This window comes from Odoribacter sp. AF15-53 (assembly GCF_003479425.1).
Classification (GTDB): Bacteria; Bacteroidota; Bacteroidia; order Bacteroidales; family Marinifilaceae; genus Butyricimonas.
Genome location: NZ_QUHC01000005.1, coordinates 18,454 through 39,644 on the forward strand (window position 1 = coordinate 18,454; position 21,191 = coordinate 39,644).

Genomic DNA, 21,191 nt, shown 5'->3' on the forward strand with positions numbered 1-21,191 from the left:
AGAGTTATGAAAGGATATATATTTTTGATCGGGGTGTTTTGCATCCTTTGTTCTTGCGAGGACTATTATCACGATTCGGGATTGGCGAACGGGAAACATGATTGTACCATGTGGGAGTATTTCGAGAGCCAACCGGGGGATTGGGATTCCACGATGATACTGATAGAACACGCCGGGTTGAAAGACGTGTTCGACGGGACGAACCCCGACTATAAAGAGATCACGTTTTTCGGGGTGACGAATTTATCTATTGAACAGCTTCTCGTGAAAACGATAGATGATGATTGGGAACCTATCTATAACCGGGTAAAGGATATTCCGGTTGACTTGTGCCGGGATATGCTTCTTTCTCATATCATTCCGGGAAAGATGATGAAGACGGGGTTTGATTACGAGGTGAAGGGAACGCTCACGGGCGGAACTATGGTAACGACGTTATCGGGTGTCGAACTACGTGTTTACCGGACAAAATCATCTTATGGTGGCGTACCCGACATCGGGGCGGAAGGATTAAAAATACATGCTCCTGTTAGCGGGAACATGGCTTCGATCGCCTCCGCTGATATTGAAGTGACGAACGGGGTGGTACACGCTTTAGATTATACCTATCAATTCACACAACTGTAACAATTGAAAATTGAAAATGCAAAATTGAAAATTATGAGAGAAGTATATGTATTGATTCTAGGGGTGATACTGTTGATCGTGACGGGGTGTCAAGATATAACGGTCGGGTATTTGGAAACACGGGATGCCGTGTACGCGCCGGATTCCATGATTGTTAAATCGGTACTTGATCCTGTCGAGGATGCCCGGCAAATCGAGTTTGAAATCCCGTGGCAAAGTACCTCTATCGAGGGTATTTTGGGGACGGCTCCAATACGGTATGCGATTAAGAATATAGCCAGTGAACACCCGGAAGCGACAAGTCAGTTTTCAATGCAGGGGGCGGGTATTATAAAATTACCGTGGAATCACACGGTTCCGCCCGGTCGCTACGTGTTTGACGTGGAAGTTTCCAACGAGGGGTATCATGTCGTGTTAGAGCGTATTTTTACCGTTATCGTGGAATAATTCTTACTGCACGCTATAAAGGCTGAAATTAGAATGTAAAAAAGTTGCAAACGAAATATTTTTTTAATTCCTTTGTGATTGAACAAAGAGCGTGTATTCGCTTTTTGGACGTTCTTACAAGTATTAGCGTGCATTAATTTGCATTTTGTGGTCGGAAACTAGCCATTTTCATCAGGGATCTAGGTAATTAGGTTTTTGCTTAATTATTTTGGGGTTCAGGAACACAGGATGATTGATGCAACGCTTGTGCTTCGATTTTCGTATATATATATATATGTTATATATAAATACTGGTCGGGCACGGTGTTGCTCTTTCGTTTCCAAGGCTGGCTAGTCCTCCGACGCGATTGAGTACCCGTGTCTGACCTTCGTGTTTTTTCCGGGTACTTGAATAGCATCCGGGATTTTTTCCGGTATGCAAAAAAAAATTGAGCCGGAACGATCTTAGGTCAAGGTTTATCTCCCCAGCCTCTGAAAGTGTATACAATCCGGCTCTTTTTTTACATGATTATTCTTTTTGATGCTTGAGATTTGAACTACATAATGCAACCAGAGAATCTCGGTATGGAAAGGGGATCACTCGATTTTCCCCCCTTTCTTCTTCGGGCAGCCGGACTATTCCAATTCAATTACTATCAACCCGGCTGCCTTTTTTTAATAACATCTGGATATGATCAATATAAACATATATATGGGAATAGTTATTCCTTCATGGTGACTGATCTTCTATATTTATTTGTAACTTTGTAGAGGAGCCGGAGAGATTTAATAGCGTCGCACCTTACACGTGACTTTTTGCAAGTATATCCGGCTCCTTTTACATCGGGGAATGGATTATTAAGATGATGGAGAAATCGGTGTACTTTTGGTACACCGATTTTTTTTTATAAAAATTGTCGTGTTTAGGGTATCGGGTATTCTAATATTGAGCTATATTTATTGCCTAATTTGTCCTAGAATGGATGGTAACCCACAATTTACTCTAAACACTAGCCATCCATTCTTTTTTATATTGAAATAAGATTATATATATTAATTGTTTTATAGTATATTATTGAGTAATACGTGTAGGATAAGTTAGTTGATTATTTCTTAAGACGATACTAAATTAGATTGTTAAGTCTAAAATGTCCCATCCTGTATCTTGCATTTTTTGCAGAGAAATGTCATCCCAGTTTGTTTTCAAAGTAGCATAACATAGGAGATGTGTTGGTCGTGACATTCCAACATAAAGCATTTTCATTGCTTGTTTACCTCTAGATGTTGTTATATTTATTGTGTCTTTAAAGTATGGGCTTGCATCTATTTGACCATGTGCATCCTGTTTAATAAGATGTTTACATTCATACTTGTGGAAAAAAGTTTCTACATACATAGTTGCGCAATGTGTCATTCCTTTTACAGAATGAACTGTACCTATTATTATAGGTATTTCTTGTGTGTTTTCTTGGTATGCTTCTGGAATGTATTCGGTAAATTTCTCACCAATAAAAGTGTTTACTATATCATTTGCACCTAAACAGAAATGAGGTAAAAAATCTTTCCTTATGTAATCGACCAATTGCTCATAAGCATTTTTATAGTTGGCTTCTACCATAGCCATAGAAATTAATAACAATTTTTTTCTAAATAAATTATAGTCTATATTTTTGTATTGTTGTTCTATGGATTTGATGGTATAATATTTATTTGATACATCCTTTTTGTTAGAAAGGCGTAATATTTTACATAGTGAATGAAGTATGGTTTTGTAACACTCTCCAATTGTATTACTGGGGTGTTGGCATTGAATGTATTCACAGAGAGTATTATAGGTCGATTTAGATGAAACTGTTGTTTTAATATAGTTTGGAAAAATTTCCTCTAATCGAAGTCTGTTCATATTAAATTCTTCTTCTGTTTCTTTAGCATTCCAGCCGATAATATGAAAGCCATATTTAAGTCCTTCTACTGTATTTTGAAGATTATGTAATGTAATCTGTTCTCGAAATACATTCTCCAAAGAAGACATTGTTTTTTCGTCATATAGTATTAGAATGGGTGCAATAGAATTATTTAATTCCCTGCGTCCCGAAACAACAAATCTAGCATTACCGTGCCCATCGTTTCCTCGATTTAGTGTGAAAGCATTAACAACATCTGCAATTTCCTTGGTTAATCGCATTGAATTATTTAAAAACATGGCATTTCTAGGTGTCCATAAACAACAATCTACCACTTTATTATATATGGATTGGTTGGGATCCCCGACTCGTTGTAATATACACGTCGTATTGTTGAATAACTTATCTATGAGTTCCAACTGATGAAACTGCATATCTTGAGTTTCATCAATAAGAATGTATTTAAAGCGTTTTTGTAAAATAGTTATTATATCAGGGAATTGTTGTATATAATAATTTGCTAAAAAATAACAATCATCATAGTGGAGTACTCCAGAGGCTAAAATGCTTTTTTTGGTGTTGTATAACCACTTAAGGACAAAGGCTTTGTATTCTTCTTCATGACCAGCCCAAGTCCTAGGTGTAGGATAATCGATGGAGGTTCCTTCTATTCCTAATCCTATCTTGACTTCTCTTTTATCTAATATGAAGCGGACTTGGTTAAAGTCGAACCTGCGAGAACAATATAATATTTTTTTATCATGACAAATGTTGATTTTCCTTTTTAATTCTTCTTCATATCGTTCTTTATCAATGAATTCAATTCCGTGTTTAAATATGTTTTCATAGTACGGTAGGGCAAGAAATTTGTCTATAAATTCTTGAATTGTGGATATGTAATGTGGATATTCTAATAATTGAATGCTTTTTCGCATTAAATGCTTTTTTATTTCATTTACGGCTGCATTTGTGTGTGATAGTACTAGAATTCCGTCACCTTTTTCTGCGCATTGAGCCATACAAATTAGCTTTGCTAGTAGGGCGGTTGTTTTTCCACTACCTGGTACGGCGAGTAAATCACAAGAAGATAGTTGTTTGATGAAGTCTCTACGTTCTTTATCAAAGAAACAGTTTGCTGGTAATAGTTCGCTTTGAATGTGGTCTATAAGGGTGTCTGCTATTGGTTTCATTGATTACAAGCATGTTTGATTGCTCTTAATAAATAATAGATATTGTCATCCTCTAGAATATTCAAATCAGTCTTATTATTTAATCTTTTACACAATTCATGTGCAATTGCTACTTTATCTAGAGTACGATTTTTTAGTTTTGAGATAAGACTTTGTTTAAAAGTCGTTTCATTCCATGAGCCATCTTCACCTTTTTTGAAACCTGCTGTTCTTGAATGGACTAAAGATACACAATTCATGAAGTCATTTTTGAGTGCGGTGGAATGATATAGACACCATTCTAGAGTCCAATGTGGTGCTAAATAAAGTTTTACATTCGAGTCAACAGGTAAATCTAGACTTTGTTGTATTTTTATAGCCTTTTGTTGTTCTTCTTCCCTACTTATTTCTGCGTATTCTATTATATCTTCTTCTTCCTCTTCTTTTTTTAATTTGGCAGGACTTACATCAAGGTCTGTGACTATACTTACTGGAAGATCTAATTTTTTCCCATCCTTTCTAATAAAAATGTTTGCATAGCGGATATGAGCTGTGGAGCCAACATTAATAACTGATACTTCATGATCGGTTAAGTTTAGTCCCAATCTATTTGCAAGAACGGGTAATAATAATTCTTCAGCCCATCCTTCCACTAATATTATTCCTTTAGAGAAGAAAAGATTGGCTTTCGTCGCATCTAAAAAATGTTCTAAAAATATGCAATCCTCAGTATCAAGCCTAGTTAAGTCCGTATTGAGGGGATAAATTTCTGTTCCATAGCATAATAATAAGTTGGTGCTTTTTGAGTCAGATATTTTTATTTTAGATGCAAGATTGGGGCTATGAGTTGACATAATGAATTGCACGTCTTGTTCTTGAAGAGCACTAACAACTTTCATTTGTGCTTGTGGATGTAAATGTGCTTCCAATTCTTCAATGAGGCATAATTTCAATCCATCCCATTTCTTATTTAGGTGGAGTAGTTCTGTTGCCATATACAGGCGATTCATTGTTCCTAATCCCAAATTTTGAGATTGTTCTATTACAATCGATATGGTGTCTAATATACTACGAATCTTGGGATCTGCTATTGTAAGGCTGCTACTGGTATTAGAATTGATAAAAGCTTTTAAAAAACTGTCAATCTTGCCCTTTATCATTTCTTTGTTACTTGTCCCAGCGATAGATGCACCATTTTCGTCAGTTTGCGGGGTATCGTCATTAAACCACGTGTTGATATTATTATTAGCTTTTCTTACATAGCTGACAAATGGATGCTCTTGTTCTGGGTCTTCCTTGAATAGTTCGTGTCCTTGTAAGATTTGTGATACTCTGGAATTTTTCTTGGCTGTAAGTTCTACACTTGCATCACGAAGTGCTTTCAGGTAAACAGTCTTTAGATATTCACGTGCGAGGGAGGTAAAAGTTTTACCGTCAACTTCGGCTCCTGCTGTAACTTCCCCCTGTAACACTCGTCCCTGCAATTTTTGAGCTTTATATATCACTCGGAGAAAAGGTTTTTGAGAGGTTTTGTCCCAGCTTAACCATTCGGTGAACAGGCAAGCTTCTTCATTAGTCATGTCCTCTATTTTTAGTTCTATTCTTATTGTGTCTGTATCTTTGTAAAAATCTTTGTCTTCCAAATGAATCCATTCGATCGCATGAGTGCGTAGTACTATTTTTATTGCATCAATGATAGCTGTTTTTCCAGAATCATTTTCTCCGATAAGTACATTCAGACCTTTTTTAAAAGGAACTACAAGGTGCGGGGTAGATACATCTAAAGCGCCTCCGTGCTTACTGTATTTGCGAAAATTCCAAAGTTTTAACTCTGATAAATACATAACAATTTATCTTTAGCAATATAGGGGAAATTAATCGTATGTTCCCATTTTTCAAAAATATAATTTTATAATAAATAAAGATAGATATTTATCTCTATTTTTTTCTTTTTAGACAAGAATTCTTCTATGTTTCCTGATTTTCAGTAGTTAAGTGTGTGGAATTTGTTTTAATATTGCATTTTATAACAATAAACTCATTAAAAAATAGAAGAATCATAAAAACGGAAGAGTATAATTCTTCCGTTTAATAAGATCGCTTAGTTTTGGTTCTTTGTTGCTTTATATGTGTAATTTTTAGTTCTTATATATTTCATAAAAGAGTATAATGATTTATTGATTAGTAGAAGTATCATATTCGGCTTGTAACAAAGTAAGTATCATTTTTTTGTTTTAATCTTTTAAGGAACGTGATTAACGTTAGTTGTGGTATTTCCTTTTTAATAAAGGATGACATCGTTTTTTATAATTGTAAGGTATGTTTTACCAATTAATGATGTGTTGTTCTGTGTTTATTCTTTGCTTATATAGCCGATGGGGCGTCTGTTTGCATCGTTTACCTGCTTGCTTAATAATTGTGTTAAAGCTTTGTACAGTTCGCTGAATTGAGCGTCCGTGCTTTCTTCGAGTTCTTCGATGCGTTTTAGTAGTTCTTCGTATCCCACGATCATCTGCCGCATAGCGACGAAAGCTCTCATGATAGAAATGTTTACCTGTATCGCGATCTCGCTTCGTAAAATTCCGCTTAACATGGCTATGCCTTCTTGCGTGAAAGCAAATGGCTTGTATCGAGAACCTCCCCAACTTGAGGTACCAATTTGGCACCTCAAGTTGGCGAACTCTTTTTCTGTAAGAGTAAGCATAAAGTCCTCCGGGAATCGTTCGATATTTCTTTTGACGGCTCTTTTTAAGAATTTGGTTTCTACTTGGTACAATTCCGCTAAATCGAAGTCGAGCATTACCTTGTATCCTCTAATATTGTATATCTTGCTTTGAATTACTTGTAAGTCCATGATTACTGATTTTTCAGGTTAAACTCATCTTCAATTCCGACCATCTTTTTATTCCATTTGCTAGCATCTTTTCGCAGTTTTTCGTTTACGATTTTCGCGTATATCTGTGTCGTGACCGTGTTCGTGTGTCCCAGCATTTTGGATATGGATTCTAGCGGTACGCCTTCCGTTAGAGTGACAGTGGTCGCGAACGTGTGTCGGGCTACGTGGCACGTCAAATTTTTGTTTACTTTACAAAGAGCGGCGATTTCTTTGAGGTAATCATTACATTTTTGATTGCTTATGATAGGAATTAGTCGGTTATTAATTCTTCGATCTTTGTATTTTTCAATGATTAGTTTCGGAATATCGCTGAATAAGATTTCAGCTTTTACTTTCGTTTTATTCCGATCTTTGTCGATCCACTCGTTGTTATCGTTCATGAGGTTGAAGTTTTCTTCGGTAAGGGATCTAATATCTCCATAAGCCATACCCGTGAAGCAAGCGAAAACGAACATATCCCTGACTTTTTCAAGACGTTCCGAGTAGAATTTTTTTTGCATAATTCTTTTAAGCTCAGCCCATGTTAAACAAGTTCGGTTAGTATGATCGTATTTCAACTTGTGGCGTATAAGTTTGTCTGACACAAGGAAAGAATTACCCCACGCGTCAGTGATAACTGTTTTTAATTTTTGCACGTACTTTTGTGCGGTGTTATTTTTACACGAGTAGTTGGTACAAATGAATAATCTAAATCTTCGTGCGAATCGAACATCTATTTCGTCCAAGTACAGATCGTCCCTTTGGTATTTTTCTTTTATAAACTTGCTTAATCTTTCACGGGTGTTGACATATCTGGTGCGCGTTTCATCTGTTAGGTCTTCTGCCTTTACCCTTTCGTCTAGCTCGCTGTTGAATTGGTCGAAGTAGGTCAAAATAGAAACGTTTTCTTTGTCTTGAACGTTGCCTTGTAAATAATCGCGTAAGTAGAATGGGTCAACCTTTTTTCTGCGTTCTCGGATTTTTTCGTATGCTTCGGTGATTTCTGTTTCGAGTTTAGATAAAGCAAGGTTTATCCGTGGGATTTCTTTCGATCTTCCCTTGCCTCGTTTTGTTTCCTGATCCCAATATTTGGGTTTGATTTTTAACTTCGTGTAAAAAGGGGCTTTTACACCGCAAATAGAAATTCTACAATAAATGGATTTCTCCGCTGAGTCCTCATTTTTGAGGTAAAATAAAATTGAAAATGTGTCCCTCATAACAAAAATTTTTAGTTTGAAAAATACTTGTAATATTTTGTTTATGAGAAAATTAGCTTCGCCAATTTTTGACACCTTTTTGCCAAAGAGTAACCTATTTTTTCAAAATTAGTTAGAGGTTACTTTTTAGGTTACTCCGTTAGTAACGAGATTGGCATTTTAGAGTCGGAAGTAGTCAAAGGGATAAAAGAAAACAACCTGTAAATCTCTAATTTACAGGTTGTTTGTCATTTTCTTGTCGCCTCGTGGCGTTCAAGTGGTGGGCGCTGAGGGATTCGAACCCCCGACCCTCTGGGTGTAAACCAGATGCTCTGAACCAGCTGAGCTAAGCGCCCGTGTTGCTTGATTGCGGATGCAAATGTAGTGCATTTTTTGTATTCTGCAAAAGAATGGATGATTTTTTTTCAAAAAAGAATAAATGTTGTTTTCCTGATAATATATTCAGGGGGAGAAAAAGAGGTTTATGCCTTGGTGGAGTTGATTTTAGGTTATTTTAGAGAGAAAATCTGAAATAGTTGTTTGTGCTTGTTTTTTTTAATATACTTGTGGAGAATAACGAGGATCATGAAAAAGGAATATTTGAATCACGCCATTATTGAATTAACCACTGAGTGTAATTTGCGCTGTGAACACTGTTATAACTGGTGGAAACAAACAGGAAAACAAGCGGAACGGTTTAATTCTTATCGGAAAGCCTTTGCTTTGCTGGATCATCTAATTCGGAAAACAATGGTAAAGAGAGTGGTATTTACGGGAGGAGAGCCCACGATTAGCGAGCGGTTTATCGAGTTGGTGTTACATGCCAAGGTGAATGGGGTGAAAGTTACCGTGATCACGAACGGGAATGGCCCGTTGTCGGTTTATGATCAGTTAGCGGCATTAAAGGTGGATTTGATGGAGTTTTCCGTACTCTCGTTTCGCCCGGAGATTCATGACCGGATCACGGGGGTGGAGGGATCGTGGGAGCGTATGATGACGGCTATGAAATTTATGCTTGAACAGGGGCGGGAGGTGGTCCCCGTGATCGTGATCACGAAAACAAATTATGCTTACGTGCGGGAGTGTGTCGAGGAATTATCCCACATGGGATTGCGTCGGTTCATGATCAATCGTTATAATATCGGGGGCGAGGGATTGAATCATGGCGAGAGTCTCTCTGTTGATCGGGATGCTTTGCGGGAAGTCTTTCATGATATTGATACGTTGGTCGGTCAGCGGGAGTTGGATGTTGTTTCTGGCGTGTGTACCCCACATTGTTTGCTCGATCCGGGGGATTACCCGCATATCTGTTTCGGAAATTGCTCTTTTGATGTTTATCGTCGGCCGTTGACGTTTGATATTGTCGGGAATGTACGCTTGTGTAACCATTCTCCCGTTATTGCGGGAAATGTTTATCATCAAGAGTTATCGGAGATACTGTTTTCGGACTATACGACTTCTTGGGAGGAGACCAGGGTGGAAGCCTGTAAAGAATGTCGGAAATGGGAGGCGTGTCACGGAGGCTGTCGGGCGGCAGCCGAGCAACTCGGGGGATCACTGAAAGACGTTGATCCCGTTGTGAAAGAACAGATGCTGGAACCATTTATTTAATTGTTATGAATGTTTTGCGTAAAGTGACGTGTCGGACGTTATATCGGTTGTTGAATCGATTGTCAATTCGGTGGAACCGGAAATGGATAAATGATGGAAAACTCTTTTTCGGGACTGCTCTGGTGATCTTGGGAATCGGGGAAAGCAAGGAGGGACGAGCGGCAGAAAGAGAATCTGTTTTTTTCTCCGAAACTAGTAGTGATAATCATGGAATGGAATATTTTGTACGCATGAATTCAATGGAGGAGTCGCGTGTCGACACGGTTAGAGAAAGAGAAGAAGAGATATTGTGTTATATGGTAATAGAGGATATGCCGGTTTTTCCCGCTGGGAATGTTCAGAAATATATTAGTGGTCACTTGAATTATCCGCCTGAAGCTGTTAGAAAAGGTGTTACGGGTAAAGTTTTCGTGCATTTCACTATAGAAAAGGATGGACGGGTGGATAGCGTAAAGGTTGCTCGTCAAGTACATCCGCTTTTAGATGCGGAAGCCGTAAGGGTAATTTCTAATATGCCGAAGTGGAAGCCAGGTAGACAATACGGGATGTCAATACGGGTTTCTTATACGGTTCCGGTCCATTTCTCCCGTGAAATGTTGGATAGTTTACGGCGGGATTCTGTTGTTGATAAAAACGACATATTCTGTTACGTGACGGAAGAAATGCCGGTTTTTCCTTATAACTCTCTTTCAACTTACATTGCTGAACGCTTGAAATATCCCGAAGAGGCAAGGAAACAGAAGATAGAGGGGAAGGTTTTTGTTTCATTCGTGATCGACACGACAGGTTTGGTGACAAACGTGAAAGTCATGCGTGGGGTTCATCCCTTGCTTGATGCGGAAGCTATTCGGGTCGTGGAGGCATTACCTCGCTGGGAACCGGCAAAACAAAGAGGTAAAAAAGTAAGGGTTTCCTACACGGTTCCGGTTCAATTTAGTATGGGAAAATAATATCGTGAAATATTTTTATTGTAAAACAGACCGATTCTTGGATGTAATATGTTGATTTGCAATTATTATAATTTGAATATATAATATTATAAAAACAATTGATTTGATTTATATTGTTGTATCTTTTACATTTGTATCAAGAAAATGAAGAGAATAATAATAAAAAAATCAAATAATATGAAAACACTGAATTTAATCGGATTAGACGTAGAGAAGTCAAAAGAGTTAGTAAGTCACCTGAACGATTTGTTGGCAAATTACCAGATATTTTATCAAAACTTGAGAGGTTTCCACTGGAACGTGAAAGGAAGTAATTTCTTCGAGTTGCATGCTAAGTTTGAAGAATATTATAATGACGCTATCGAGAAAGTGGACGAGATTGCAGAACGCGTGCTTACGTTGGAAGGAACCCCGTTACACTCGTATTCCGCTTATATGAAACAGGCTGAAATCAAGGAGGTAACGGGAGTTTCCGACGGAAAGAGTTGCGTGAAAGAGATTGTGGGGAATTTGGGCATATTGATCCGAAAAGAGCGGGAAATACTGGCATTAGCTGCTGAAGTTGGTGATGATGGAACTCAAGATATGATTAACCCGTATATCTCGGAGCAAGAAAAGAATCTATGGATGTTACGTGCATATTTAAGTGAATAAGTTTAAGTTTTAATTTGTACAGAATGGGGCCGTTCGATTTATTCGGGCGGCCTTGTTGTTTATTTTGAAATATACGCCTCGTGGTAAACGTGAAAAAACACTTTTCGTTTTGGTTTGTAAAGTATCCTTTTGTCTTTATTATTGATATGTTAAATGTTTGATTTAAAGGCTGAACCTTTTAAAGGTGTTCGGGCTAGATACTCTTGTGTGGGGATTGCTTGATGATTTATTATTACTATCTTTGTGCAATATTGCATTAATTTTAAATCATATAGCTATGTGGGGGTATATTATCGCAGGAGTGATTATCTTTGGAAACCTCGTGTTCTTTTTTTCTCGTAAGAGAAAAAACTCTTCTCCGCGAAATAATGCGGAAGATAGTATGTCGGAAAAAATTATAGCTTCAGTCCCCGACATGATTTTCATGGTAGACAATCAATTTTATATACGGAAAATTTATAATGCTGATCCTGTCAAGCTCTCTTTGCCGATCGAAATGTTGATCGGTAGAAATTTGCGGGATTGCGTGGATCCACCGTTCGTGGATGCAGTGCTCGCTACTTTGCGGGAAGCGTTGGTCTCGGATGAGGTACGCGAGGTGGAGTACGCGGTTACGATAGAAGGGCGGACGACTTGTTACGAGGGGCGTTTCAGGCGTGTGCAAGAAAATTTGGTAGCTTGTTTCGAGCGGGATATCACGGAACGTAAGAAAAGTGAAACAGCGATCGAGCAAAATCAGCGATTGTTGAATGCCGTACTGGATAATATGCCGATGCCTTTGATTATAAAAGATATTGATGATGATCTGAAATACGTTTTCTGGAACAAGCAATGTGAATTGCAAGGTGGGTATACGCGGAAAGAGATTATCGGAAAAAATGATATCGAGGTGTACGGAAAAGAACGGGGAGAACATTACCGGGATGTTGATTTCAAGATTATTGAAGAGGGTGGTTCTTACCAAAAACAGGAGGTCTACGTGACTCCCGATGAAGAAAAGCATGTTTCTATCGTGAACAAAAACGTGGTGTCTAATGACGTGCACCATTGGTTGCTGGCAACACGGTGGGATATTACTGATCTCATTCGAATACAGGACCAGCTTCAGGAAGTGAATCAACAATTACAAATGGCATTCTCGGTAACCAACACGGTTCCCGTGATCTGGGATTTGGAGAGTGATATTATCCGGATAAAATTTCCGGAATTTAAGGAAGTAAACAGAGGATTTCGTAAAGACCGGGATGGTTTAACTTCTTTGGAGGTTATTGCCGATATACATCCGGAGGAACGGAAAGAGGTTGCACGAGGCTTTGACGATATTAAAAACGGGAGAATAGATAATCTACATAAAGACATTCGTTACGATGCTTTGGGGCAATATGATGAATATTATGATCTTTATCTGGCGGTAGAGAAACGGGATGTTTCTGGGGCCCCCCTCCGCATTGTCGGCACGCTACGGAATATAACAGAGAATAAGTTGTATGAGAAAACGTTGATGGAGGCGAAGCAAAACATTGAGAAAGTACAAGAGATTAATCAACTTATTTTGAACCACTCGAATAACGGGTTGGTTTATCTCCGCCCGGATTACATGATCGAGTGGGAAAATCTGGCGAGTTACTCTGTTCATCCTTTGGCGGGTAAGTATAAGGCGGGGTTATGTTGTTACAAGAGTGTCATGCATCGGGATTCTCCTTGCCCCGGATGTGTGATGCAGAGAGCGTTGGAGACCGGAAAACGGGAAATGAAAGAAGTTACTTTTGAAGACGGCTTGTCGGTGGAAATCACGGCTACTCCTGTTTATGATATAAAAGGGAATGGAAATATCCGGGGAGTGGTTTTGAAATACGAAGATATTTCCGAGCGTATAAGGGTTGCAAACGAGTGGAAACGGGCTAAAGAAGCGGCAGAAATGTCCGATAAATTGAAATCAATGTTTCTTTCCAACATGAGTCACGAGATTCGGACCCCGTTGAATGCTATTGTGGGATTCAGTGAATTGCTTGTAACCACTGATGATCCGAAAGATCGGGAGGAATACATGACGATTATTAATCGTAATAATGAATTGTTGTTGCAGTTGATCAGTGATATCCTGGATTTATCCAAAATAGAGGCTGGTACTCTGGAATTTATTTATGATACAGTTGATATCAACGAGATGTTAAGAGGATTGGAAATAAGTTATCACCAGAAGATGATTGAATTTCCTGAAGTTGAAATTGCTTTTACTTCTCAGGTTGAAAACTGTGTTATTTACACGGAAAAGAATCGGGTGATGCAGGTGATATCGAATTTCTTAAATAATGCGCTCAAGTTCACGACGAAAGGATATATCCATTTCGGTTACGAGGTGCAAGAGGGAGGATTGCGCTTTTTCGTTTCCGATACGGGGAAGGGTATCCCCGCGGAAAAGCAATCCGAGATATTCAAGCGTTTCGTCAAGTTGGATAGTTTTGCCAACGGTACGGGATTGGGGTTGGCGATCTGTCAGACAATCGTTCATAAATTAGGAGGGGAAATCGGGGTGACATCCGAAGAGACGAAAGGAAGTACGTTCTGGTTTACCTTACCTGTAAAACCGGAATCTAATTAATGCTGTTGTTCTAATTCCGCCTGTGATTTACTCTGTGTTACCAAAGTATACGCTAAGGAAAACAAGTAGGGCGGCAACGGGTTTATCCCACGTGAAATAATCTTGCTTGATCAGGATCTCCACGATCGAAGTGATGCTAAGTTGGGTGTTATTGTACATGAAGACCGTAGTGAGACGAATGCGTTTGAGGACGATCGGTACAAGTAAATAAGCGACACCCGTGGCCATGATGACGATATAAGAAAGACGTAATATAGCGTTTTGGGGCGATCGGGGTGTTCAATCCAAAGATGACGTTGGTCATCAGAATGGCGATATGGTCTTGCCATTTTTCTTTGGTCATATTTGTGTTGATAAAATTGCAAGGAACAAAAGTAATGGGAAAACAAGAGTTTTGTTTCAGGATTTTATTATTTTTGAGAAATCAACCGGATTAAGATGATTCGTGGTTTCAGGTAACAAATATTTTGTCTTGTTAGAGTGGAATTATGGCAGATTATCAAAGATATAGCGATATCGAGGTGTTGACGAGAGAGTTGAAAGAAGGGAAAGAAGTTGCTTTTGATTACCTTTTCAGGACTCGCTATAAAAACTTGTGCCGTTTTGCCGCTACTTTCGTGATCCATTTTGACGTGGCGGAAGATATCGTGCAGGAGGTTTTTGAAAAAATATGGAAAAAAAACACACGTATCGACGAGGGGGAATCTATAGATAGTTATTTGTTTGTTGCTGTACGTAATGCTTGTTTTACATTCTTGAAAAATAAGCGGGAACGTGTTGATCTGGAGGTGGTAAAGCAAAACTTGGAAACTCCGGAAGAGGTGATCGAGTTTGACACTCCCGAATTGAATCGTCTGTGGAAGGAGATCGACAATTTGCCTGTGCAATGCAAGATCGTTTTTAAGCTGGTCGTTCTGGAAGATATGAAATACAAGGATGTGGCTAACTCTTTGGATATTTCGGTCAACACGGTAAAAACACAAATGAAAATTGCCTACAAAACTTTAAGGGAAAAATTACGACAAGATCAATTCTTTTTGCTTTTATTACTCTTCGGAACCAAAGAAAATTAATTTCTTTTGAAAAAAATCTGTTTTTTCTTCACCCCGTTTTTCATTTCCGAAGTACTCTATATAAAAAGTGAAGAATGAAAATAGATGATCGAATATATGAATTGATTTCTGGGAAGCTGGAGAACATGTTGTCTTCGGAAGAAGAACTGGAACTTTCAAACTGGTTGTCGGAAGACGTGGAACACGAAAAAGTGTTTGCCGAGGTGAAAAAAATCCGGGATCAGGCCAAGTTATTGCATCGGAATTTCACTCCGGATACCGAGAATGTCCTGAAACGTCTGAAAGGAAACAGGGGTAAGAAGGTCGTATTCCGGGGCTGGTGGAAATATGTCGCTATTTTAATCGTGCCTTTAGGGATAGCACTGGGATTATGGCAGGGATTGAAACGGGAGCAAGTGGTGGAACACCGTCAGTTTAGTGCAATTTCCACCCCGGGGACTGAACGGGCTATATTGAAACTGTTGGATGGGGAAACCGTGCTTCTGGATAGTACGATGAAAAGTTCATTGATAGCCCAAGGGACAGATGTCCGGATTGAAATGGATTCCAATCGTTTGTTACGTTATTCCCCGAATGATTCGATTGCGGTTTCGGATGTGGATAAAAATAACGAATTGATTATTCCCAAAGGGGGAGAGTATCAGATCATATTGGCTGACGGGACAAGAGTGTGGTTAAATTCAGCTTCTAAATTGACATTCCCACCGTATTTCACGGGAGCCGAGAGAAGGGTGACCCTATCCGGGGAAGCATTCTTTGACGTGGCTCACGATGACAAGAAACCTTTTATCGTGGAGACGGCCCGTATGGATGTGAAAGTATTGGGGACCCGTTTCAACGTGAATGCCTACGAGGACAACGAGGTGGTTTCCGCCACGCTGGTAAACGGTAGCGTGGAAGTCTTTTCGGGCGAACAACAAACCATTCGATTAGCGCCCGGAGAACAAGCTTACGGCAAGGAAAGCGAGTTGGAAAAACGGGAAGTAAATGTGCGTTTATACACTTCGTGGATTGATGGCAAGTTCATGTTTAATAACACGGAACTCGAAGAGATCGCGAAACAGATTTCCCGTTGGTATGACGTGCAAATATTCTTTAGTAATGAAAACGTGAAGAAAGTTCGCTTTACCGGGGCGATCATGAAATTCAAACCGCTGGAGGATTTGATCCGGATGATCGAGAAGACAAGTCAGGTCCGGTTTAGCGTGAAAAATAAAACTATTGTAATCTCGGAAGAATAAAATACCGGAAAAGTGTAGAGACTCTCCCGGTACTTGATAAAGTTAACAGCTTTGCCCGACATTTGGCGATAGAGGACAAGGCTATTATAAACCTTAAAAAACAAATGTATGAAAAAAAATCGTGATTTGGGGCTTTATCCCCCCAGATGGCTAAAAAAATTTCTATTAATCATGCGAATAACAGGGATTTTATGTTTAGTGTGCGTGATGCATGTATCGGCTGCGGTATATTCGCAAACGGCCCATATTAACTTGAAAATGAAGGATGCCACGATCGAACAGGTCTTGAACAAGATTTCCGAATCGACGAAGATGGATTTCTTTTATAGCAACTCGAAGATCGACGTGTCGAAACGGGTAAACGTAAACTTCGCCGATGTCTCGCTGGAAGATGCCTTGCGGATGATATTCAAGGGGTATGACGTGAAATTCGAGATTAACGACAATTTCGTAGTGATTCACTACGTGCGTCCGCTGGCTGTTGCTGATACATTGAAGAAAATCACGGTGACAGGTACCGTGAAGGATGTGGACGGGATGACCTTGCCGGGAGTGACGATTCAAGTGAAAGGAACAACGCTAGGTTTTACGACCAATGTCGAGGGTAAGTTCGATTTCGATTTACCGAAGCGGGATGGTCTCGTGTTAATCTTCTCGTTCGTGGGCTACCAGAAGCAAGAAATTGCACTAAAAAAGGATAACAAACCGTTGATGATCGTGATGAAGAATGATATGGCAGAGATAGACGAGGTGGTGGTGACGGGTATCTTCAACAAGCCGAAAGAGAGTTTCACGGGTGCGGTGACTTATATTACCAAAGAGGATATCATGAATTACGGTAACCGGAATCTGTTGCAGACATTGAATAATATCGACCCGGCTTTCGTGATCCGGGAAAGTAACACGTACGGGTCGAATCCGAACGTGTTGCCGGAGATTCAGATTCGGGGTATTTCCGGGTTGCCGGACATCACGAACTTGCAGACGTATGCCCGTGCCGAGTTGAACCAACCGTTGTTTGTGCTGGACGGTTTCGAGGTAACGTTGGAGCGGGTGATGGACCTGAACCCGTCGGACGTTGAATCGGTGACGATATTGAAAGATGCGAGTTCCACGGCGCTCTACGGTTCACGGGGAGCGAACGGGGTGGTGGTAATTACTTCGACGAAACCTCGTCAAGGTAAATTGCGGGTTTCCGTTTCTGCAGGATTGAACGTGGAGATTCCCGATTTGTCCAGCTATAATTTGTTGGATGCGCAGGAAAAGTTGGATTTGGAGGTGCGTGCGGGATTGTATAATAGTGCGGAACGCATGGAATTGTATAGACAGAACGTGAGAGCGATAGCCGAGGGGGTAGATACTTATTGGATCGGTAAACCGGTACGGACGGGTGTCGGGCAGAATTATAACTTGGATTTCGGGGGTGGCGACGAGCAATTCCGTTACACGATGAATTTGTCATACAATGGTGTGGCGGGAGCTATGAAAGGATCTTATCGGAATAATTTTAACGGGACGTTAAGTATTAGTTATTTGCTCAGACAATTCCGTTTTATGAATACTTTTTCTTTGGGAATGAATAATTCCGAAGATAGTCCGTACGGGACCTTTTCTGATTACGTTTCGTTGAATCCTTATTGGAATCCTTACGATGAAGAAGGGCGATTAGTGAAATCTTTCACGACGTTCGGTTCTTCCACGAGTACGTCGCCTATTGCGAATCCCTTGTGGGAAGGGTCTATCAACAAGTTCGACAAAGATAAATATACTAATATAAGAAATACCTTCCGTGTCGAGTGGGATGTTGCGAAAGGGTTGAAATTATCCACGAATTTCGGGTATACCAGTCAAACGGATCGGGAAGACCGTTTTGTCCCGAAATCCAGTAATGAGTTTAATAACACGTCGGATCCCGATGCTATGGGAAGTTATACTTGGGGATATCGCGAGATGCGTTCGTGGCAATTGGGGCTTACGACTAGTTACGGCAATACGTTCGGACGACATAGCGTGTTTGTCGGATTGGACGGGAGTTTGTACGACACGAAAAGTTTAGGTTATTCTTTATGGGTGAGGGGGTTCGCTAACGATAAACTGACCGATATTTCCAATGCGGCGGGCTTTGCCACCGAGCGTCCGACGGCCACCGACACGCAGAGCCGTCGGGTGGGATTCACGGCGACAGGTAACTATAATTATGACAGCCGTTACTTCGTCGATTTCTCTTATCGTTTGGACGGGTCTTCTTCCTTTGGTTCCTTGAATCGTTTTGCTCCGTTCTGGTCTTTGGGTTTCGGTTATACGATTAGTCAGGAGAACTTCGTTCAAGAAAACTTACCTTGGATGAATTTGCTGCGTTTGCGCTATTCTTACGGGGTAACCAGTGCTCTGCCGAGTAACCCTTACCAGGCTTTGACGACGTACGAGTACGACCGGGATCAGCGGTATAATGGCGATATGGGAGCCACGCTGATGGGTATCGGGAACGAGAAGCTGCGTTGGCAGGATACCTACCAGCATAATATAGGTCTGGACCTGACCTTGTTCAACGAGATTTTGTCTATTCAGGGTAACTATTACCGGAAGGAGACAAAAAATTACATCTCAAGCGTGGGGTTAACCTATTCACACGGGTTTTCAAGCTATATGGAGAATGTCGGGACACTTCGGAACGTGGGTGGAGAGTTGAATCTTTCCGTAAATTTGTTGCGGAACCAGAATATCATGTGGTCGGTACGGGGAGCCATGTCTTGGAACGAGAACAAGATCGTGTCGCTTTCCGATGAGATGAAACGCCAGATTGAGGATGACGTGAATAACCAAAGTGCCTCCAGCACTTATTTACAATACCGGGAAGGAGAATCAATGGATGCCATATACGCGCATATTTCGCCGGGAGTAGATGTTGCCACGGGAGAGGTGCTTTACGTGGATCGTAACGGGCGGGTCTCTTCGACTCTTGATGTACGTGCCAAGTATAAGGTCGGTAACGAAGTGCCGAAAGTGAACGCTCGTTTCAGCACGATGTTCCGTTATAAATCGTTTTCGGTGAATACCGGTTTCGAGTTGCGGTTAGGTGGCCAAAAATTGAACTCTACCTTATTGAATAAAGTGGAGAATGCCTATCCGCAGGTGAATGTCGATAAGCGTGTATTGACCGAACGTTGGGAAAAACCGGGTGACGTGACCCGTTACAAAGGGTTGGCAAATACTCAGAATACCCCGGCAATCGATCGTTTCGTGATGGACGAATCGACTTTTATCTGGCGGAATATCAACATACAATATGATTTCCCGCGGCGGATGTGTAAATACTTGGGAATGGAACGGTTAAGCCTGTCAGCCAGTATGATGGATCTATTGTACCTTTCCACGATCGAGCAAGAACGGGGAACAGCTTATCCCTTTTCTGTGAAGCCGTCGTTTTCAATATCATGTACCTTCTAACTAATTTGAACGCTTTATGAAAAAGATAAGGAATTTATTAGTACTATCCTGCGTGCTACTCGGATTGTCGGGTTGCTCGGATTGGTTGACGATTCAACCGGAGACACAAATAACGGAAGAGGATATGTTCAAGACACAGGGAGGCTTTTATGATGCCCTTACCGGTTGTTATGTCCTGATGCGGAATAATTATTCTCCGGACGGGGTCATGGTGCTTGGGGCCACGGAATACATGGCCAATTTGTGGTACACGAATGTACAAAGCGGTACGTCCTACGAGTATGTAATACATAATTACCGGGCTGACCTGGTGGATAAGACGTTGTCCCAGTTGTTCCTGAATCAATACGAGATCATTGCTAACACGAATAACCTGTTGGAACATATAGACGCCCAAGATAACGTGTTATCGAGCGGGGAACGGGATTTATACAAGGGAGAAGTCCTGGGTTTACGGGCTTTTATCCATTTTGATCTGATCCGTCTGTGGGGGCCGATGCCGACTCAGGTAAACGAGAATTATTTGTATTTACCTTACGCATTGACCGTGCAATTGGAGAATCACCCGTATTCCAATTATCGGAATTATATGACTCAGCTTTGTGCGGATTTGGATTCAGCCGAGTTGTTGCTGCAACGCGTGGATCCCGCCGTGGCTGGTAATGCATATCAGTCTACTTATGGGTCTTATCGCAAGAACCGGATGAACTATTACGCCGTGCTGGGATTGCAGGCCCGGGTGCATTTGTGGTTGGGTGAACGTGAAGAGGCTTTGCGTTATGCCCGGTTAGTACGGGATGCTGTCAACGAGAGTGGCAGCAAGGTGTTCTCTTTGGGGACGCAGAGTGATTTGAACCGGTATGACCGGGTGCTGTATTCTTCGGAACAGTTGTTCGGGGTGAGCCTTGAAGAGTTTGCGGATAATTTGGTCGCGGACGGGAATACGCCGTCCTTTTCACAAACGACGGCTAGGCTAACTGATTTGTTTCCTTCCCGGGACATTCGTTCTCAGTTGTGGTATGCGGCGAGAGGGGATAATCGCTCTCCGAATAAATACGGCAATATGGCTTCGTATGACACGGAGACCCCGGCTCCGAATTTTAGCGTGCCGTTAATCCGCTTGTCCGAAATGTACCTGATCATAGCCGAATGTGCCGACCTGACAGAGGCAAACACGGCGTACACGGAATTCTTGGCAGCCAGGGGACTGGAGACCACGGAGCTGACAGAAGCCAACCGGGAAGGGATACTTCAATTGGAATACTTGAAAGAGTTTTACGGCGAGGGACAAATGTTCTACGTGTATAAGCGTTTGGGGACGGTGACCATGCGTTGGTCCGAACGGGCGAACGGGGTGGACGATTACGTGCTGCCATTGCCGTCACGAGAGTTAAGTACGACTGAAAATTAATAAAG

The 21,191-nt window shown here is 40.8% G+C and carries 15 protein-coding genes and 1 tRNA gene; 10 read left to right on the plus strand and 6 right to left on the minus strand.

The window, feature by feature from the left end:
• The first annotated feature begins 6 nt into the window (after positions 1-6).
• Both DWW52_RS11735 and DWW52_RS11740 read left to right on the plus strand, forming a co-directional pair.
• On the plus strand, positions 7-627 hold the full coding sequence (locus DWW52_RS11735; RefSeq protein WP_118715713.1) for a fasciclin domain-containing protein: 621 nt from the start codon (positions 7-9) through the stop codon (positions 625-627).
• A 33-nt stretch (positions 628-660) separates the two neighbouring features.
• On the plus strand, positions 661-1,074 hold the full coding sequence (locus DWW52_RS11740; protein ID WP_233556865.1) for a hypothetical protein: 414 nt from the start codon (positions 661-663) through the stop codon (positions 1,072-1,074).
• Between the two features lie 1,108 nt (positions 1,075-2,182).
• Here the strand turns inward: DWW52_RS11740 and DWW52_RS11745 are convergent.
• The 5 genes from DWW52_RS11745 to DWW52_RS11765 all read right to left on the minus strand — a co-directional run bounded on the left by DWW52_RS11745 (position 2,183) and on the right by DWW52_RS11765 (position 8,553).
• Entirely contained in the window at positions 2,183-4,147 is a 1,965-nt protein-coding gene (locus DWW52_RS11745) for a UvrD-helicase domain-containing protein (protein WP_118715714.1), read from the minus strand.
• Positions 4,144-5,970 carry an ATP-dependent endonuclease gene (locus DWW52_RS11750; protein WP_118715715.1) on the minus strand — a complete coding sequence of 609 codons (1,827 nt, stop codon included), beginning with the start codon at positions 5,968-5,970 and terminating at the stop codon, positions 4,144-4,146. The genes DWW52_RS11745 and DWW52_RS11750 overlap by 4 nt, the downstream gene beginning before the upstream one ends.
• 509 nt (positions 5,971-6,479) lie before the next feature.
• Positions 6,480-6,980, minus strand: coding sequence for an ORF6N domain-containing protein (locus DWW52_RS11755; protein ID WP_118715716.1), 501 nt, complete (start codon positions 6,978-6,980; stop codon positions 6,480-6,482).
• Between the two features lie 2 nt (positions 6,981-6,982).
• Positions 6,983-8,218: a site-specific integrase gene (locus DWW52_RS21315; RefSeq protein ID WP_255418991.1), complete on the minus strand. Its 1,236-nt coding sequence runs from the start codon at positions 8,216-8,218 to the stop codon at positions 6,983-6,985.
• Positions 8,219-8,475: 257 nt separating this feature from the next.
• A tRNA-Val gene (locus DWW52_RS11765) sits at positions 8,476-8,553 on the minus strand.
• Positions 8,554-8,782: 229 nt separating this feature from the next.
• On the opposite strand from DWW52_RS11765, the gene DWW52_RS11770 reads away from it, so the two are divergent.
• The 4 genes from DWW52_RS11770 to DWW52_RS11785 all read left to right on the plus strand — a co-directional run bounded on the left by DWW52_RS11770 (position 8,783) and on the right by DWW52_RS11785 (position 14,014).
• Positions 8,783-9,808 (plus strand): radical SAM/SPASM domain-containing protein, encoded by a 1,026-nt coding sequence (locus DWW52_RS11770; RefSeq protein ID WP_118715718.1) that lies wholly within the window; start codon positions 8,783-8,785, stop codon positions 9,806-9,808.
• 5 nt (positions 9,809-9,813) lie between these two features.
• On the plus strand, positions 9,814-10,758 hold the full coding sequence (locus DWW52_RS11775; RefSeq protein ID WP_118715719.1) for an energy transducer TonB: 945 nt from the start codon (positions 9,814-9,816) through the stop codon (positions 10,756-10,758).
• A gap of 177 nt (positions 10,759-10,935) precedes the next feature.
• Positions 10,936-11,412 (plus strand): Dps family protein, encoded by a 477-nt coding sequence (locus DWW52_RS11780; RefSeq protein ID WP_118715720.1) that lies wholly within the window; start codon positions 10,936-10,938, stop codon positions 11,410-11,412.
• Between the two features lie 277 nt (positions 11,413-11,689).
• Positions 11,690-14,014: a PAS domain-containing sensor histidine kinase gene (locus DWW52_RS11785; protein ID WP_118715721.1), complete on the plus strand. Its 2,325-nt coding sequence runs from the start codon at positions 11,690-11,692 to the stop codon at positions 14,012-14,014.
• Between the two features lie 27 nt (positions 14,015-14,041).
• Here the strand turns inward: DWW52_RS11785 and DWW52_RS11790 are convergent, their stop codons facing one another.
• Positions 14,042-14,242, minus strand: a complete 201-nt coding sequence (locus DWW52_RS11790; protein WP_118715722.1) for a hypothetical protein — start codon at positions 14,240-14,242, stop codon at positions 14,042-14,044.
• A gap of 260 nt (positions 14,243-14,502) precedes the next feature.
• Here DWW52_RS11790 and DWW52_RS11795 point away from each other — a divergent pair, with 260 nt between their 5' ends.
• The 4 genes from DWW52_RS11795 (at position 14,503) to DWW52_RS11810 (ending at position 21,186) form a co-directional block, all read left to right on the plus strand.
• A complete protein-coding gene (locus tag DWW52_RS11795; protein WP_118715723.1) occupies positions 14,503-15,087 on the plus strand; it encodes an RNA polymerase sigma-70 factor in 585 nt (194 codons plus the stop codon).
• Positions 15,088-15,161: 74 nt separating this feature from the next.
• The gene (locus tag DWW52_RS11800; RefSeq protein ID WP_118715724.1) at positions 15,162-16,328 is read left to right on the plus strand and encodes a FecR family protein; all 1,167 of its coding nucleotides are present in this window, start codon (positions 15,162-15,164) and stop codon (positions 16,326-16,328) included.
• Between the two features lie 108 nt (positions 16,329-16,436).
• Entirely contained in the window at positions 16,437-19,775 is a 3,339-nt protein-coding gene (locus tag DWW52_RS11805) for a SusC/RagA family TonB-linked outer membrane protein (protein WP_118715725.1), read from the plus strand.
• A 16-nt stretch (positions 19,776-19,791) separates the two neighbouring features.
• A complete protein-coding gene (locus DWW52_RS11810; protein WP_118715726.1) occupies positions 19,792-21,186 on the plus strand; it encodes a RagB/SusD family nutrient uptake outer membrane protein in 1,395 nt (464 codons plus the stop codon).
• Positions 21,187-21,191 lie beyond the last annotated feature (5 nt).

Excerpts from the sequence above, each read along its gene's own strand:
- DWW52_RS11735 (WP_118715713.1), top strand. The coding sequence starts at position 7 with ATGAAAGGATATATATTTTTGATCGGGGTGTTTTGCATCCTTTGTTCT.
- DWW52_RS11740 (WP_233556865.1), top strand. The coding sequence starts at position 661 with ATGAGAGAAGTATATGTATTGATTCTAGGGGTGATACTGTTGATCGTG.
- DWW52_RS11745 (WP_118715714.1), bottom strand. The coding sequence starts at position 4,147 with ATGAAACCAATAGCAGACACCCTTATAGACCACATTCAAAGCGAACTA.
- DWW52_RS11750 (WP_118715715.1), bottom strand. The coding sequence starts at position 5,970 with ATGTATTTATCAGAGTTAAAACTTTGGAATTTTCGCAAATACAGTAAG.
- DWW52_RS11755 (WP_118715716.1), bottom strand. The coding sequence starts at position 6,980 with ATGGACTTACAAGTAATTCAAAGCAAGATATACAATATTAGAGGATAC.
- DWW52_RS21315 (WP_255418991.1), bottom strand. The coding sequence starts at position 8,218 with ATGAGGGACACATTTTCAATTTTATTTTACCTCAAAAATGAGGACTCA.
- DWW52_RS11770 (WP_118715718.1), top strand. The coding sequence starts at position 8,783 with ATGAAAAAGGAATATTTGAATCACGCCATTATTGAATTAACCACTGAG.
- DWW52_RS11775 (WP_118715719.1), top strand. The coding sequence starts at position 9,814 with ATGAATGTTTTGCGTAAAGTGACGTGTCGGACGTTATATCGGTTGTTG.
- DWW52_RS11780 (WP_118715720.1), top strand. The coding sequence starts at position 10,936 with ATGAAAACACTGAATTTAATCGGATTAGACGTAGAGAAGTCAAAAGAG.
- DWW52_RS11785 (WP_118715721.1), top strand. The coding sequence starts at position 11,690 with ATGTGGGGGTATATTATCGCAGGAGTGATTATCTTTGGAAACCTCGTG.
- DWW52_RS11790 (WP_118715722.1), bottom strand. The coding sequence starts at position 14,242 with ATGGCCACGGGTGTCGCTTATTTACTTGTACCGATCGTCCTCAAACGC.
- DWW52_RS11795 (WP_118715723.1), top strand. The coding sequence starts at position 14,503 with ATGGCAGATTATCAAAGATATAGCGATATCGAGGTGTTGACGAGAGAG.
- DWW52_RS11800 (WP_118715724.1), top strand. The coding sequence starts at position 15,162 with ATGAAAATAGATGATCGAATATATGAATTGATTTCTGGGAAGCTGGAG.
- DWW52_RS11805 (WP_118715725.1), top strand. The coding sequence starts at position 16,437 with ATGAAAAAAAATCGTGATTTGGGGCTTTATCCCCCCAGATGGCTAAAA.
- DWW52_RS11810 (WP_118715726.1), top strand. The coding sequence starts at position 19,792 with ATGAAAAAGATAAGGAATTTATTAGTACTATCCTGCGTGCTACTCGGA.